A 15,278-nucleotide genomic window follows, 5' to 3' on the forward strand; every position below is an offset into this window, starting at 1 on the left:
AGCGCTCGGCGGGGGTGCGGAGAGCCACGCGGGTGCCATGCCACACGGCAAGCACTGGGGTGGAAACGCCCCAGTCTGGTCGGAGGCGGACGCGAAAGCCCTGGAAGGCTTCGGCCGCAAGCTCACCAAAGCCGGAGTGGGGCTGGACGCGCTCGTCACCGGTTACGACGTGATCAACGGAGCGCCGCTCGGTCCAGCAGCGGCCGGACTAGGTGCACGCGCGGCGGGCGGCTTAGCCGGCGGGTGGATCGCCGGCTCGTTTTGGGGATCGTTTGTCGGCCCGGAAGGCACGCTGATCGTCGGGTTCCCCGGCGGCGTAGCGGGTGCCGCCGGCGGTGACAAAATCGTCAACATGCTGGGCGGATGACATGAAGGACGTTTTTTTCGGTGCTGCTGTCGTCTGCTATATCGCCGGATTTTCACTGTCGTCCTTTCGTCTGACCCGCAGCGCGCAGCGTCGCATCTACTGGCTATGCGCATGCTTGGCCGGGGTTTCCGGCTATTTAGCGTGCTACCCGGATCGCGAAAGAGGCTTCGGAGTCGCCGGGATATTCTTCGGAGGGATGGTGATTGCCGCCTACACGGCGACGTCCTACATCAAAATCAGCGGCAGAATCTTCGCGCTTTCGCTGGCCGACAGCCAGTCCGAATCACCGGCGGCGCCTCATTCGGGTGACGACATCGATCCCACGCCCGATTCCTACGGCGGCATGCTGTCGGCCGCCAAGATGTGGTGGATGCTCGTCATCATCGCGGTGATCGCCGGCGGGAACGTCTACTTCGCGGCAGTGGGCCGTGAAAAGGGCTTTATCCCGTGGACCGGCGCCGCATTCATCGCCCTCATAGCGCTTGGCATCGGATACACCGACGGAAGTTGGGACTATCCTGTCGCGCGCCGCCAGTACATTCAATTCGCGGTGGCATCGCTGGTCACGACGGGCAGCGTCGCTGTCTTGTACCTTGCTTCCTACTACACAGCTCGCGTCTACCCGCTCCGTCGCGAACAATCACTCGAATACCGGGCTCACCCGCGCCACCAGAAACGCCGCCCACCGGGTTAATGGCACGCTTTGCGGCATCGTGACGAGCGACGCCTACGCGATGGTCGCGATGGTCTCCTTGATGGGGCTATTCCTTGCGGTCTCGTACTGGTCCTTTCGCCAGATCCGACGCGGTCGGAGTGAGCCATCAGGTGTTCGTCGCTCCCGTACCGCTTCGCACACTTGTGACCACCCGTCCGCGATGTGCCAGTTGTGCCACGGTTCTGAACAGCCAGTTGTTGCGCGGAGTTAGGCTTCCCTAATGGGCGCTGACCGTGGAGATGGGCGCGGTGTCCAGTGGACACAACCCGCCCGATTTCCCCGATTCGTTCATGCCAATTTCGCGACACCTTTCGGACACCTGAATCCTATTTAACCTGGCAGAAGCCCTGATGTAGGAGATTACTTCGATGACCTACGACCTGATCATCCGCAACGGCACCATCGTCGACGGGCTGGGCGGTGAGCCGTTCGTCGGTGACGTCGCCGTGCGCGACGGCGTGATCGCCGCCCTCGGCCACGTCAATGGCTCGAAGGCGACGCGGGAAATCGACGCTTCCGGGCTGCTGGTAACGCCCGGCTTCGTCGACCTGCACACGCATTACGACGGCCAGTCGATTTGGTCGCAGCGTTTGACGCCGTCGTCGGCGCACGGGGTGACCACGGTGGTGATGGGTAACTGCGGTGTGGGCTTCGCGCCGTGCCGGCAGGAGGACCACGACGTTCTGGTCGACGTGATGGCCGGGGTCGAAGACATTCCCGGTGTGGTGATGACCGACGGCCTGCCCTGGAACTGGGAGACCTTCCCGCAGTACATGGATGCCTTAGAGGCGGGGCAACGCGATATTGACGTGGCGGCCTACCTGCCGCATTCCCCGCTGCGGGTCTACGTGATGGGCCGGCGCGGCGCCGACCGCGAACCGGCCACCGCCGAAGACCTGGCCAAGATGCGCGAGCTCGCCAAGGAAGCCATCGAGGTCGGCGCGCTGGGTTTCGCCACCTCCCGCTTTACCATTCACAAGACCGAAAGTGGTTCTCCGATACCGAGTTACGACGCGGCCCGGGAGGAAATCGAGGAGATCGCCCGCGGCGTCGTCGACGGCGGCGGCGGCCTGCTGCAATTCGTACCCGACATTCCCGCCGGCGGCTACCAACCGGTGCTGCAGACGGTGTTCGACGTGGCCGAAGATGTCGGGCTGCCGGTGACGTTCAGCTTGGTCGTCGGTAACACCGGCGACCCGACCTGGCCGGATGCCATCACGATGATCGAGAAAGCCAATGATAGGGCGGGCGCCGTCCGCTTTACCGCCCAGCTGTTGCCGCGACCGATCGGGCTGATCATCGGCCTGCAGCTGACCGCCAACCCGTTCGTGCTGTATCCCAGCTACCGCGAGATCGCGGACCTGCCGCTGGCCGAGCGCGTCGCCGAGATGCGCAAGCCGCAGGTCCGCGCCCGCATCCTGGCCGACAAGCCCGGCCACGGGCACCCGATCTTGTACGTCGCGCAGATGTGGGACTGGATCTTCCCACTGGACGACCACCCGAACTACGAGCCGGACCCGAAAGACAGCATCGGCGCCCGCGCGCGGGCCAAAGGTGTCGACCCGATGGAAGAGGCGTACGACCGCCTGCTCGACGACGACGGACGCGCCATGCTGCTGGTCGCCACCAGCAACCTGCAAAGCCAGTCACTGGACACGGTCGGCGAGTTGTTGCATCGCGACGACGTGGTGCTCGGCCTCGGCGACGGCGGCGCGCACTACGGAATGATCTGCGACGCAAGCTATTCGACGTATTTCTTGGCGCATTGGGCGCGTGACCGCAAGTCCGGCCGCTTCGAAATCCCCGAAGCCGTCCGCCGGTTGACGTCGGTGCCGGCGCGGGTGGCCGGGCTGGCCGACCGGGGCCGGATCGCCGTGGGATACAAGGCCGACCTGAACGTGATCGACCACGCGGCGTTGCAGTTGCACAAGCCGGTGATCGTCCACGATCTGCCTGCGGGTGGGCGCCGACTCGACCAGACCGCCGACGGCTACGTGGCGACCATCGTCGCCGGCGAGGTGATCGCCGAAAACGGCGTGCCGACCGATGCGCGGCCGGGCAAGCTGGTCCGTGGCCGCCAATCGGTGCCGGTCTGATCGGTCGTCCACTGTGCAGGGTGTGCATGCGACGATGACCCGAAGGCGAGAACAACCTGCACACTCGGCGTTAGATGGGACACCCTGCCGCGCGTAACTTGCCGCGGACGCGGTCGATGATCACGTTCGGCCTGTCCAGCATCTCGGCGCTCACCCTGACGACCGCCCAGCCCATCGCTTCGAGAATCGCGATCCGATCGATATCCCACGACCGTTGACGCCGGTCGGACCAGTGCTGGGCTCCGTCGTACTCGACAGCGACTCGCCATTCCCGCCACCCCATGTCGACCCTGATCCGCGCCACGCCGAACTCGTCGCTGAACTCGATCTGCGTCTCGGGCTGCGGTAGACCCGCGGCCACCAACAGCAATCGCACGCGACTCTCCTGCGGAGACTCGGCGCCGCCGTTCACCAGAGCCAGTACCGAGCGCAGTTGTCGGACACCACGGCCGCCGGGCTTGCCAGCGGCAAGGCACTCGACATCGGCAGTCTTGAAGTTCGTGGCATTCGCCAGCGCATCGAGAACGGGAATCGAACGGTTTGCCGACAGCGACCGTCCAATGTCGAACGCGGTCCGCTCGGGGGTGGTGATCCGAATCCCGTTACGGATCATGGTTTCCCGCGCAGACAGAGCGTAGGAGCGGACCACGATCCCGGCCGGGGCGTGTCGATTAGGGCGGCACAACTCCGCGGGCTCGCCTGGGTCCAACCATTTGGTGCCGAGAACAGCCGCCGCCGAGAGGCCCGTCAAGGTCGAATCGTCACCGGAAAACAGCCAGGCCGCGCGAGCTCGGGTGAGCGCGGTCAGCGTCACCTGCTTCGACACGTAGACGTTGCGGTAGACGGGCCGGTAATCCCGCTGCAGTCGCCAAGCCGAGATCTCGCCGCACCGCACGGCTTCTCGCCCGAGAAACGGCCAGTCGCATCCGCTCATGACCGACATCTTCGGTCAATCCCGGTCGATGCCGCGCACGGTTATACACAGTGCATCGACTGTGCAGCTGCTGCATGCGACGATGACCCGAAGGCGAGAACAACCTGCACACTCGCGCCCAGACGGAGCTGACCCCTACGCCGACAGCGCGTCGACCAGCGCGGCCAGTTGGTCGGGCGACACCGAGTTGGGGCACTGGCTCTTCAAGTTCAGCAGCGGCTGGGCGATGTTCTTCAGGGCCAACGCCTCACCCGGGTGGCCGATAAAATATCCCCGGATCGTCGATTTTGCTTCGGCCGGCGGTTGACCGACCGCAGTGGTCAGCAGATTGTTGGCGTCCGGATGAGCATCGAGGTAGCCGCTGGCCGCGTTCAGCACTCCGCTGGCCGTGGCAGCGACGCCACTGGCCGAGCACGGGTCTGCGGCACTCGCGCCAGGCGCAACGATCAGACCGAGCATGCAGCCGGGAACCACTCCAAAGATCATGCGCCCTAATAGTTTTCCCATTATGTCGTCCCTTCGTCCCCAACTGTTTTGAATGTTCACTACATCAGTTACCCAAAAATACGAAAAACCCGGCCCCACGCGGGGACCGGGCTTCTCGATTGCCTGATGCGAACTAGAAGTCCATGCCACCCATACCACCGGTCGGGTCGCCGGCGGGAGCCGCGGCCTTCTCCGGCTTGTCGGCCACGACGGCCTCGGTGGTCAGGAACAGCGCCGCGATGGACGCCGCGTTCTGCAGCGCCGAACGCGTCACCTTGACCGGGTCGGCGACGCCGGCCTTGAGCAGGTCCTCGTACTCACCGGTGGCGGCATTGAGGCCGACACCGGGCTTGGAGTTCATGACCTTCTCGGCGACGACGCCGGGCTCGAGCCCGCCGTTGAACGCGATCTGCTTCAGCGGAGCCGACAACGCCACACGCACGATGTTCGCGCCCGTCGCCTCGTCACCGGTGAGCTTCAGGTCGTCCAGCGCGGGAGCCGACTGCAGCAGGGCCACGCCACCACCGGCGACGATGCCCTCTTCGACAGCAGCCTTGGCGTTGCGCACGGCGTCCTCGATGCGGTGCTTGCGCTCCTTGAGCTCCACCTCGGTGGCGGCTCCGGCCTTGATCACCGCAACACCGCCGGCCAGCTTGGCCAGGCGCTCCTGCAGCTTCTCACGGTCGTAGTCGGAGTCGCTGTTCTCGATCTCGGCGCGGATCTGGGCCACCCGGCCGGCGATGGCGTCGGAGTCACCGGCGCCTTCGACGATGGTGGTCTCGTCCTTGGTGATGACCACCTTGCGGGCCTGACCGAGCAGCGCGATGTCGGCGGTCTCCAGCGAGAGGCCGACCTCTTCGCTGATCACCTGGCCACCGCTCAGGATCGCGATGTCCTGCAGCATGGCCTTGCGGCGGTCACCGAAGCCCGGCGCCTTGACGGCGACAGACTTGAATGTGCCGCGGATCTTGTTCACGACCAGGGTCGACAGGGCTTCGCCCTCGACGTCCTCGGCGATGATCAGCAACGGCTTGCCGGACTGGATGACCTTCTCCAACAGCGGCAGCAGATCCTTGACCGTCGAGACCTTCGACGAGACCAGCAGGATGTAGGGGTCCTCGAGGACCGCTTCCTGACGCTCGGCGTCGGTGACGAAGTAGCCCGAGATGTAGCCCTTGTCGAAGCGCATACCTTCGGTGAGCTCGAGCTGCAGGCCGAAGGTGTTCGACTCCTCGACGGTGATCACACCCTCGTTGCCGACCTTGTCCATCGCCTCGGCGATCAACTCGCCGATCTGGGTGTCGCCGGCCGAGATGGCAGCGGTGGCCGCGATCTGCTCTTTGGTCTCGACCTCTTTGGCCGACTTCAGCAGGGTCTCGGTGATCTTCTCGACGGCCTTCTCGATGCCGCGCTTGAGACCCAGGGGGTTGGCGCCGGCCGCAACGTTGCGCAGGCCTTCCTTGACGAGCGCCTGCGCGAGCACGGTCGCCGTGGTGGTGCCGTCACCGGCAACATCGTCGGTCTTCTTGGCGACCTCTTTGACCAGCTCGGCGCCGATCTTCTCGTAGGGGTCCTCCAGCTCGATCTCCTTGGCGATGGACACACCATCGTTGGTGATCGTGGGGGCGCCCCACTTCTTCTCCAGGACGACGTTGCGACCCTTGGGGCCCAACGTCACCTTTACCGCGTCGGCCAGGGCGTTGAGGCCCCGCTCGAGGCCGCGACGGGCCTCTTCGTCGTACGCAATTATCTTGGACATTGCGAAGTGATTCCTCCGATTAGGGATGACGAGTCTGTGGCCGGGTGCAGTGCCCGCGACGGACGGCTTGGGTGTCTCCGCTGACGCGGCCCTCGCCTCACCGTCCCGACCTGGCACTCACTAGTTGCGAGTGCCAATATCATTTTTAGCACTCGCCTATAGAGAGTGCAAGAAATGCGATCACCTGATGTCGGTTTGCGAGCTGTGCTCTAATCCACCCATGACCGTGGAAGCCGCTGCGCGGGGGGCGGGACAGTTGTGCGCTGTCGTTGCTCTCGGAGGGGGGCTGCTGATGGCGGCTCCGGGAACGGCCGCGGCGTCGGTTCCGATCGTGTTCGAGTTGACCGGCACCTTCACCGAAGGCGTGCTGGTGTCGTATACCGGAGCCAACGACGAGCCCGCGACCGTGCCCAACGTGGGCCTGCCGTGGTCGACGGCATTCGACTACAACGGCAGTTCGCGGTCGCTGATGTTCACCGGCGCACATCCCGGCGACCAGCCGGGGTCGGTGACCTGTCGCGTCGTGGTCAACGGGCGAAAAGCCGTGACCCACACCAACAATGCCCCGCCGATCGCCGGCAAGGGCGCCATGTGCAACATCGTCAACCTGGGCTCCGGTTACATCGGCAACTGAGGTTGCCCGTTTAGCGCGAGGGGCGCAGCCCGTCGATGACCGCACATCCTGGCCGACATGCAACTACAACCGGGTCGCCGCCTATGGGCAGGCCAAGTTGGCCAACCTGATGTTCACCTATGAACTGCAGCGGCGGCTGGCGCCCGGCGCGACGACTCACCCCGGCCGCTCAGACACCGAGTTGATGCGCCACCTGCCCAGTCCTGTCCAGTCAGCCTTCCGGATAGCCGCGGCCATGGCACTGCGCGCAGCCGGTGGCGAGCTCCCGCAACTGCGGGCAGCTCCGATGTGGCTACGCGAAGATTGTCCCTACCCTCTACCTCCGTGTGAGCGGGAACACGCCTTCAATTTACTACTTGCGACGACGCCGAGCGTCAGCGCAAGCTGTGGGCCGTCTCCGAACAACTGACCGGGGTCACCTACCCCGTCTAGGCCAAATCGAGCAACTGCTCGTAAAACCCGCCGATGCGCTGGCCCGGGTCGCTGAGATGGATCTCCAGGATCCAATGGCAGACCCGGCCCTGGGGGTCGAGGCGGCGCATCGGCTTGTTCGACCCCGGCGTGACGTACCACTGCGCGTCAGTGCCGACGACCTTCTTGTGCGGGAACTCCCCGAGCAAGTGTCCGGCGATCGGACTACCGAACTCGAATCCCTCAGCGTGCGCCAATTCGACGACGTGGTCGTACAACTCGGCACCGGTGATGTCCGGATGGCTGTCGAAGTAGTCGCGTCCCGCGTCCCACACCCTTGGTAGCGCGTCGCGCACGGCGAGCTTGTGCGGGTCATCCCCGAGCACGAACGTGCGGCCGAAGTCAGCCTCCCACTCCTCGAAGATCGGGCCGAGGTCCAGGAATGCGATATCGCCCTCGGCGATCACCCGGTCCGGCGGATGCTCGGTGAACGGCTGCAGGGTGTTCTCACCGGCCCGCACGATCCGCCGATGCCAGTGCGCCGTCACCCCGAGCAGCGTCGCGGCCAGGTCGCGGATCTCGTCGGACAACGCTTTCTCACCCACCCCCGGGCGGATCAGGCCGCGGCGTTCGATCTCGTCGAACAACCGCGCCGCCTTGGCCTGGGCGTCCACAAGCCGTTCCGATCGGGCGTTTTCGTCGACGGTCGGCGTTGTCACACGATTGATGTTACGAGCTGAGTTACTCAGCCGCCGACAGGCTACGGTGCGCGCAACGGAGCCGCGTCAACGCGGTGATGTCGCACGACGGCAGCCACAGCAGATTCCCAGCGGACCGGCACCTGGCTGACAACAACCACAGCGACCTTTTGCATATGCTCAGACATCGCACAGGTTTCTCGGGGGGGAAGTTGTGACGTTGCACCGCACACGCACACGCACACAACAAAAGGGGAGAACCATGAACCGTCGTATCCCGCTGTCACTGGCCGCAGCCGCCGGGGGACTGCTGGCCACCACCTTGTTGCCCGTCGCCGTCGCATTCGCCGACTCGGGCAGCGCCGCCGCCGATGCCGCGTCCGCCGTCGCACCGTCTGCGACCGGTTCGGATGCCTTCACACTCGGTGGCTACACCTTCGATCCCATCGACCTGAACTCCTCCACCCTCGCCTTTGAGCAGGGCTACGTGCCGGTGACCCCTGATTTCAGTGCCTCACCGTTCTTGGACGGCGGCACGACACCCCAATTGTTCGAGGCTTACAACTCTTCTGGTGACGAACTCGGTGTTGTCTCGACCAACGAAGACGTGGCAAACGTCTACGGTATGACGAACACGCAGATCACCGTCGTCGGGGACGACCCCATCGGCACGTCGAGTCCGTCTCTGCCGGCAACAGGAACGGTCTATGACGTCTACAACTTCGGCAATGGGTACGAGAACATTTACACGGATATCCCAAGCGCCAGTGGCGGTGCCGGCACTGCGACCGACACGTTTGTGACGCCGCTCGGTGATCTCAACCTGAGTTCACTGGTCGCTGATTTCAACCCCACCGCAGCTCTCGACCCGGGCGATGCTTTCGCCGGTCTCAGTAGCCTCGCGGACCCGTCGACGTTCCTGGGCCTGTAGGACGTAACCAAGCGCGCTCAACACCCCGGGCTGCGATCCAGCGGCCTGGGGTGTTGTGGCGTCGACGCTCGGCGACGCGCCGCCGTCCTGCGGAGATGCATGGCCCGATGTGCTTGCCCTAGACTGCATCTCGATCAGATTGGAGTCTCGGGTGCGGGCAGTTCAAGCGCCCAGCACCCGGGCTTTGCGGGGCTGGCAACGTCGAGCCTTGGTGCGTTACCTGAGCGCCAAACCACGTGACTATCTGCTGGTCGCCACCCCCGGTGCGGGCAAGACCGCGTTTGCTCTGCGCATCGCCGCCGAGTTGCTGGCCGACCGCACCATCGAGGCCATCACCGTGGTGGTGCCCACCGAACACCTCAAGGTGCAGTGGGCCTCGGCGGCCGCCGTCGACGGCATCGCACTGGACCCGAAATTCAGCAACAGCGCCGCACACACCTCGGCGGAGTACCACGGCGTCGTCGTCACCTACGCACAGGTCGCCAGCCACCCTAGCCGTCACCGGGTGCGCACTGAGGGCAGACGGACGCTGGTCGTCTTCGACGAGATCCACCACGGCGGCGAGGCCAAGAGCTGGGGCGACGCCCTCTCCGAAGCGTTCGGCGACGCCACCCGCCGGTTGGCGCTGACCGGCACACCGTTTCGCAGCGACGACTCCGCGATCCCGTTCGTGCGTTATGAACCGGACGCCGGCGGGTTGATGCGGTCGCAGGCCGATCACACCTACGGCTACACCGACGCACTCGCCGACGGGGTGGTGCGCCCAGTGGTGTTCATGGCGTACTCCGGCGAGACGCGCTGGCGCGACAGCGCCGGAGCCGAATACGCCGCGCGACTCGGCGAGCCGGCCAGCGCCGAGCACACCGCGCGGGCCTGGCGCACCGCGCTGGACCCGACCGGCGAATGGATGCCTGCGGTCGTCACCGCGGCCGACACCCGGTTACGGCAGCTGCGGGCCGGCGGCGTTCCAGACGCCGGCGGCATGGTGATCGCCTCGGATCAACAGGCCGCCCGCGCGTATGCCGTTCTGCTGAAACGGATCACGGGTGAAGAGCCGACGGTCGTGTTGTCGGACGATCCGGGTGCGTCGAAACGCATCGCGGAGTTCGCCGCCTCGAACACCCGCTGGCTGGTCGCGGTGCGGATGGTATCCGAAGGTGTCGACGTGCCACGCCTGGCGGTCGGCGTCTACGCCACCAGCGCCTCCACGCCGTTGTTCTTTGCTCAGGCGATCGGCCGGTTCGTCCGGTCCCGGCGGCCCGGCGAGACCGCGAGCGTCTTCCTGCCGTCGGTGCCGGCGCTGCTGCTGCTGGCCAGCGAGTTGGAAGCTCAGCGCAATCATGTTCTCGGCCAACCACATCGGGAGTCCGACGAGCTTGAGGAAGCGCAGCGCCGCCAAGACGAGCCGTCCGAGATGGACAACAAGTTCGAGTCGCTGGGCGCCGACGCCGAACTGGACCAGGTGATCTTCGACGGCTCCTCGTTCGGCACCGCCACCCCCGCCGGCAGCGACGAAGAAGCCGACTACCTCGGCATCCCCGGCCTGCTGGACGCCGGGCAGATGCGAGAGTTGTTGCGCCGCCAGCAAGAAGAGCAGTATGACCGGCGCACCCGCGACAACGTCGCCACTGCCGAGCCGGTCACCCGGCACGGCCAGCTGCGCGACCTCCGCCGCGAACTCAACGCGCTGGTGTCAGCGGCCCACTACCGACTTGGCAAGCCGCACGGCTGGATTCACAACGAGTTGCGTCGGCTCTGCGGCGGGCCGCCGGTGGCCGCGGCCACCAGCGAGCAACTAGCGGAGCGCATCCTCGCGGTGCGGGGGCTGACCGCCTAGTGTCCTGCGCGCCGAGCGTCGAGTTGTCGGGCAAAAATCGCCCAAATCTCAACGATAAGTCGACGTTCGGCCCGCCCTAGCGGCGGGCCCAGGCACTGTCGGCCACCCACGGCGACGCCTCGGCCGCAATCGACCACACAATGTCCTCCGGGACGTCGATCAACGGATAGCGTTTGACGCCGGCGGCCGTCGCCGCGACCAACGTGGCGACCTTGGCCCGGCGCTGGAACGGCGTCTGGCGCACCGTCCAGCCGATGATGCCGGCGGTGGCGAGGCAGTCGCGGCGTCGTTCCACGCTGCCCGACCGCATCACCATCCAGCCGTCGTGGACCCAGTGGCCGAGCGCGCCGATCCGGTCCACCGCCAGCAGCGCGCACCACGCCGTCACCGCGATCCATGCAGGCCAAATCCACACGGGCACAGCCGATTTACCTCCGACAACGGCCACAACGGCCAGCGCCACGCCCGCCAACACGGGCAGGCCGAGGGCTCGCGTCCATCGTCGGGTCGCGGCCCGGCGGCCGTGGCCGCGCAGCGGGCCGCAGACCACCGCACGATCACCGATCAACTCGGTCAGCACCGCCTCCGCGGTGGCCGCCGGACACGGCGGCAGCAGCACCGACGCCTCGCCGGCACCGTGCACACCGGTCATCACCGCATCCAATCGGGCGCCGCCGAACACCCGCACCAGCAGCGGTTGTCGCAGAGTCCCGCCGCGCAGCCTACTCATGTCGTAGGAACGCTCGCGAAGCCTCAACAGGCCGTGCCGCAGGTGCAGGACGTCGGCCTGACGCAGCAGCACCAGGTTGCCCCAGGTGAGCAACGAGCGGACCACCGCCAAGACCACCGATGCCACCACAATCACGCCGGCGGCGACCGCGGCGGTGTTGACCGTCCCCAGCCGCCGGGACGCATCGAGCAGCGACGTCACGATCGGCGAATGCTGCAGCGGCCCAACGAATCCGTACTCGTAAACCACACCGGCGGCTGCACCCAACGACAACAGACCCGACACACTCAACGGCGAATACCGCAGCCAAGCCGGATGCCAGCGGGCCAGTACCTCATCGAGGTGCGCCGCGGTGGCCTGAGCCGGCTCAGCCGAGTCGGCCAGCAAGATCGCCTTCAACCGCGGCACCTGGCCGACCTCGACGGCGTTGAGCTCGAACGCTGCGGACCCGCTCCCGCCATTGGCTTCTCGGCCGGTACTCACCCGCAGGATCGCCAAGCCGAACAGCCGGTGCAGCAGGCGCGCATCGCTACTGACCGAACGAATCCTGTTGAGCGGCAGAGACAAGACCTGGCGTCGCAGCAGACCGGTTCGCAGCTGTAACTGGCCGGCATCAATGCGATAGCTGGTGGTTACCCAGCGCGCCACACCGATCACGACGGTATAGGCCACCACCCCGACCGTCCACCACTGGTTACCGGTGGTGGTGCCCACCACGACGGCGCCGATCAGGATCGGCAGTTCGCGCACCAGCTCATGAATCGGGTGGACCAGCAACATCCTCGGACTCAGCCACTGCCACCCGGCCGTGCTCACCGGCGCCACTCCTCGGCACTGGCGTCGCTCATGCTGCGCACGGCCGGGTCGCGCGCGCACGTCATGTCGCATCCTCGTCGCCGATCGCCGCGATGTCGGTCAACTGAGCCACCAACCGGTCGGCGACGTCGACGTCGAGCGCCAGAATGTGCACCGCACCGGCCGATGAGGCCGTGGTGACGGTGACGTTGGCCAACCCGAACAGCCGGTCGACCGGGCCGCGATAGGTATCGATGGTTTGCACCCGCGAGATCGGTGCGATGCGGCGTTCCTGGATCAGCCACCCGGTGCGAGTGAACACCGCCTGCGGGCTGAGTTCCCAGCGGTGCACCCGGTAGCGCCACAGCGGCACCAGGGCCACCGACATCACCACGCCGAGCACCGTCACGACGCCGATCGAGATGTGCAGCCACGGCATTCGCTTGTCCAGCGCGAACCAGACGAATTGACCCACAGCCAGCAGCAGCCACGGAACGACACCGCCAACCGCCCATCGCAACGGTGCGCGCCGACTGGGCAACTGCGCGGGATCGACCATTTCCACGCTTTACGACAATGCCACCGACGCCCACCCGAATTGCACCGACACGGCGAAACCCAAGCTTGGACCGGTATCGTGTCCTGCGATGGGTTCCGACGGTAAATGGACCACCGCCGACATACCCGACCAGAGCGGTCGGGTTGCCGTCGTCACCGGCGCGAACACCGGTCTCGGTTTCCACGCCGCCGCCGCGCTGGCCCAGACCGGCGCACACGTCGTCCTGGCCGTGCGCAACCTGGAAAAGGGCAATCTCGCGCTGGCACGTATCGTTGCCGCCCATCCAGCCGCCGACGTGACCCTGCAGCGACTCGACCTCAGCTCACTGGCTTCGGTGCGCGCCGCGGCCGCCGCACTGCGCAAGGCCTACCCGCGCATCGATCTGCTGATCAACAACGCCGGGGTGATGTGGACTCCCAAGCAACTCACCGACGACGGCTTCGAAATGCAGTTCGGCACCAACCATCTCGGCCATTTCGCGCTGACCGGGCTGCTGCTGGACCATCTGCTGCCGGTGCGGGATTCCCGGGTGGTGACGGTCAGCAGCACAGGCCACCGACTGCGTGCCGAGATCCACTTCGACGATCTGCAGTGGGAACGCCGCTACGACCGGTTCGCCGCCTACGGCCAGTCCAAGCTGGCCAACCTGCTGTTCACCTACGAGTTGCAGCGCCGCCTGACCGAGCACCACAGCAACACCATCGCCGTCGCCGCCCACCCCGGGGCGTCCAGCACCGAGCTGGGTCGCAACGCGCCGACGCTGCTCAAACCGCTGATGGCGCTGACCGGCCCGCTGCTTTTCCAGGGTGCGGACATGGGCGCCCTGCCGACCCTGCGGGCCGCCACCGACCCGGCTGTCGAGGGGGGCCAGTACTACGGGCCAGACGGCCTCGGCGAGCTGCGCGGCCACCCCAGGCTGGTGTCGTCCAGCGCGCAGTCCCACGATCCAAACCTGCAGCACCGGCTGTGGGCGGTGTCGGAGGAACTGACCGGCGTCGCGTATCCGGTCTGAGCACGGTCGCGGCTCTTCTAGGATATCCGGGTGGCACGACGTCCCCGCTCGACCGCCGAAAAACCGACGATCAACCCGCAGCACATGCTCTCGCTGCTGCGGCAGACCGTTCCGCCCGTCCATCCCGCCGGCCTGCCGTTCATTTCCGCCGGGCTGGGCCTGGCGCTTCTCGGCCACCGCTCGCGCTGGCTGCGCCGCGCCGGGTTGCTGACGGCCGGCGCCTGTGCCGGCTTCTTCCGACACCCGCCGCGAGTACCGCCGACCCGACCCGGCGTCGTCGTCGCACCGGCCGACGGCCAGGTTTGTCTGATCGAGTCCGCCGCGCCACCATCGGAGTTGGGGATGGGCGATGCGGAGCTGACCCGGGTCAGCATTTTCTTGTCGGTGTTCGACGCCCATGTCCAGCGGGCCCCGGTGAGCGGTGAGGTGATCGCCGTGGCGCATCGCCCGGGCCTGTTCGGGTCGGCCGACCTGCCCGTCGCCAGCGAGAGCAACGAGCGCAACAGCGTGCGGATCCGCACCGCCGACGGGGCCGAGATCGTGGCCGTCCAGATCGCCGGCCTGGTAGCCCGCCGGATCGTGTGCAACGTCCACGCCGGCGACAGGCTCTCGATCGGTGACACCTACGGGCTGATCCGATTCGGGTCACGGCTGGACACGTATCTGCCTGCGGGCGCTCAAGTGATGGTCGGCCTCGGTCAGCGCGCGGTCGCCGGCGAGACGGTGCTGGCGCACCTGTCGTGATCACTTCCAAGCCGCGCGGCAAGCGGAACGTCCCGCTGCGCATCCTGCCCAGCTAGATGAGTGTGCTGGCGATCTGCGCGGGGCTGACGTCGATCCGGGTTGTGTTGGAAGGCCAGGCGTACATGGCGATCGCGCTGATCGCCGCCGCCGCGGTTCTCGACGGACTCGACGGCCGGGTGGCGCGCGCGCTGGATGCCGAGTCGCGGATGGGCGAGGAGATCGACTCGCTGGCCGACGCGGTCAACTTCGGCGTCGCCCCGGCGGTGGTGATGTATGTGTCGATGCTGGCGGCACTGCCGGCCGGCTGGGTGGTCGTCATGCTCTACGCCGTGTCGGTCGTGTTGCGGCTGGCCAGGTTCAACGCGCTGCTCGACGACGTCAGCCAGCCGCCTTTTGCGCGGGAGTTCTTCGTCGGCGTGCCGGCGCCGGCCGGAGCGATTTGCGCGCTGGGTCCGCTGGCCGCGAAGTTGCAGTTCGGCCCGGGCTGGTCGTCATCTCCCGGTATCTTTGGTTGGCGTGAGCAGATCCAGCGCCCCGCCGCCGATCAAGCGGCGCCTGGCCTTGGCGGCT

At 66.5% G+C, this 15,278-nt stretch carries 14 protein-coding genes and 1 pseudogene; 9 read left to right on the top strand and 6 right to left on the bottom strand.

Translation table 11 applies throughout. The annotated features are described in order from the left end of the window. From AC2VOU_RS19240 to AC2VOU_RS19250, 3 genes and pseudogenes are all read left to right on the top strand, one after another. A pseudogene (locus AC2VOU_RS19240) lies at positions 1 to 367 on the top strand (hypothetical protein); the annotation flags it as partial. 1 nt (position 368) lies between these two features. Further along, positions 369 to 1,061 carry a hypothetical protein gene (locus AC2VOU_RS19245; RefSeq protein ID WP_486958792.1) on the top strand — a complete coding sequence of 231 codons (693 nt, stop codon included), beginning with the start codon at positions 369 to 371 and terminating at the stop codon, positions 1,059 to 1,061. A gap of 389 nt (positions 1,062 to 1,450) precedes the next feature. Continuing rightward, on the top strand, positions 1,451 to 3,178 hold the full coding sequence (locus AC2VOU_RS19250) for an N-acyl-D-amino-acid deacylase family protein (protein ID WP_486958793.1): 1,728 nt from the start codon (positions 1,451 to 1,453) through the stop codon (positions 3,176 to 3,178). A gap of 70 nt (positions 3,179 to 3,248) precedes the next feature. Here the strand turns inward: AC2VOU_RS19250 and AC2VOU_RS19255 are convergent, their stop codons facing one another. From AC2VOU_RS19255 to groL, 3 genes are all read right to left on the bottom strand, one after another. Next, positions 3,249 to 4,112: an endonuclease domain-containing protein gene (locus AC2VOU_RS19255; protein WP_486958794.1), complete on the bottom strand. Its 864-nt coding sequence runs from the start codon at positions 4,110 to 4,112 to the stop codon at positions 3,249 to 3,251. A 135-nt stretch (positions 4,113 to 4,247) separates the two neighbouring features. Next, positions 4,248 to 4,619, bottom strand: coding sequence for a heme-binding protein (locus tag AC2VOU_RS19260; RefSeq protein WP_486958795.1), 372 nt, complete (start codon positions 4,617 to 4,619; stop codon positions 4,248 to 4,250). Positions 4,620 to 4,731: 112 nt separating this feature from the next. Further along, positions 4,732 to 6,357: a chaperonin GroEL gene (groL, locus tag AC2VOU_RS19265; protein ID WP_486958796.1), complete on the bottom strand. Its 1,626-nt coding sequence runs from the start codon at positions 6,355 to 6,357 to the stop codon at positions 4,732 to 4,734. A 220-nt stretch (positions 6,358 to 6,577) separates the two neighbouring features. Between groL and AC2VOU_RS19270 the strand changes: the two genes are divergently transcribed. Beyond that, positions 6,578 to 6,991 (top strand): MmpS family transport accessory protein, encoded by a 414-nt coding sequence (locus tag AC2VOU_RS19270; protein ID WP_486958797.1) that lies wholly within the window; start codon positions 6,578 to 6,580, stop codon positions 6,989 to 6,991. Positions 6,992 to 7,419: 428 nt separating this feature from the next. Here the strand turns inward: AC2VOU_RS19270 and AC2VOU_RS19275 are convergent, their stop codons facing one another. Further along, complete coding sequence (locus AC2VOU_RS19275; protein ID WP_486958798.1) at positions 7,420 to 8,121, bottom strand: M24 family metallopeptidase; 702 nt, start codon at positions 8,119 to 8,121, stop codon at positions 7,420 to 7,422. A 241-nt stretch (positions 8,122 to 8,362) separates the two neighbouring features. On the opposite strand from AC2VOU_RS19275, the gene AC2VOU_RS19280 reads away from it, so the two are divergent. After that, a complete protein-coding gene (locus tag AC2VOU_RS19280; RefSeq protein ID WP_486958799.1) occupies positions 8,363 to 9,031 on the top strand; it encodes a hypothetical protein in 669 nt (222 codons plus the stop codon). A gap of 151 nt (positions 9,032 to 9,182) precedes the next feature. After that, positions 9,183 to 10,868 (top strand): DEAD/DEAH box helicase, encoded by a 1,686-nt coding sequence (locus AC2VOU_RS19285; protein WP_486958800.1) that lies wholly within the window; start codon positions 9,183 to 9,185, stop codon positions 10,866 to 10,868. 76 nt (positions 10,869 to 10,944) lie between these two features. Here the strand turns inward: AC2VOU_RS19285 and AC2VOU_RS19290 are convergent, their stop codons facing one another. Continuing rightward, positions 10,945 to 12,378 carry a PH domain-containing protein gene (locus AC2VOU_RS19290; RefSeq protein ID WP_486958805.1) on the bottom strand — a complete coding sequence of 478 codons (1,434 nt, stop codon included), beginning with the start codon at positions 12,376 to 12,378 and terminating at the stop codon, positions 10,945 to 10,947. Positions 12,379 to 12,475: 97 nt separating this feature from the next. Next, entirely contained in the window at positions 12,476 to 12,958 is a 483-nt protein-coding gene (locus AC2VOU_RS19295) for a PH domain-containing protein (protein ID WP_486958801.1), read from the bottom strand. Between the two features lie 82 nt (positions 12,959 to 13,040). Between AC2VOU_RS19295 and AC2VOU_RS19300 the strand changes: the two genes are divergently transcribed. The 3 genes from AC2VOU_RS19300 to AC2VOU_RS19310 all read left to right on the top strand — a co-directional run. Further along, complete coding sequence (locus tag AC2VOU_RS19300) at positions 13,041 to 13,964, top strand: SDR family NAD(P)-dependent oxidoreductase (protein WP_486958802.1); 924 nt, start codon at positions 13,041 to 13,043, stop codon at positions 13,962 to 13,964. A 30-nt stretch (positions 13,965 to 13,994) separates the two neighbouring features. Continuing rightward, the gene (locus AC2VOU_RS19305) at positions 13,995 to 14,708 is read left to right on the top strand and encodes a phosphatidylserine decarboxylase (protein WP_486958803.1); all 714 of its coding nucleotides are present in this window, start codon (positions 13,995 to 13,997) and stop codon (positions 14,706 to 14,708) included. A 56-nt stretch (positions 14,709 to 14,764) separates the two neighbouring features. Further along, on the top strand, positions 14,765 to 15,278 hold a 514-nt coding region (locus tag AC2VOU_RS19310; RefSeq protein ID WP_486958804.1), incomplete at its 3' end, for a CDP-alcohol phosphatidyltransferase family protein.

The organism is Mycobacterium sp. TH-M25, from assembly GCF_057473665.1.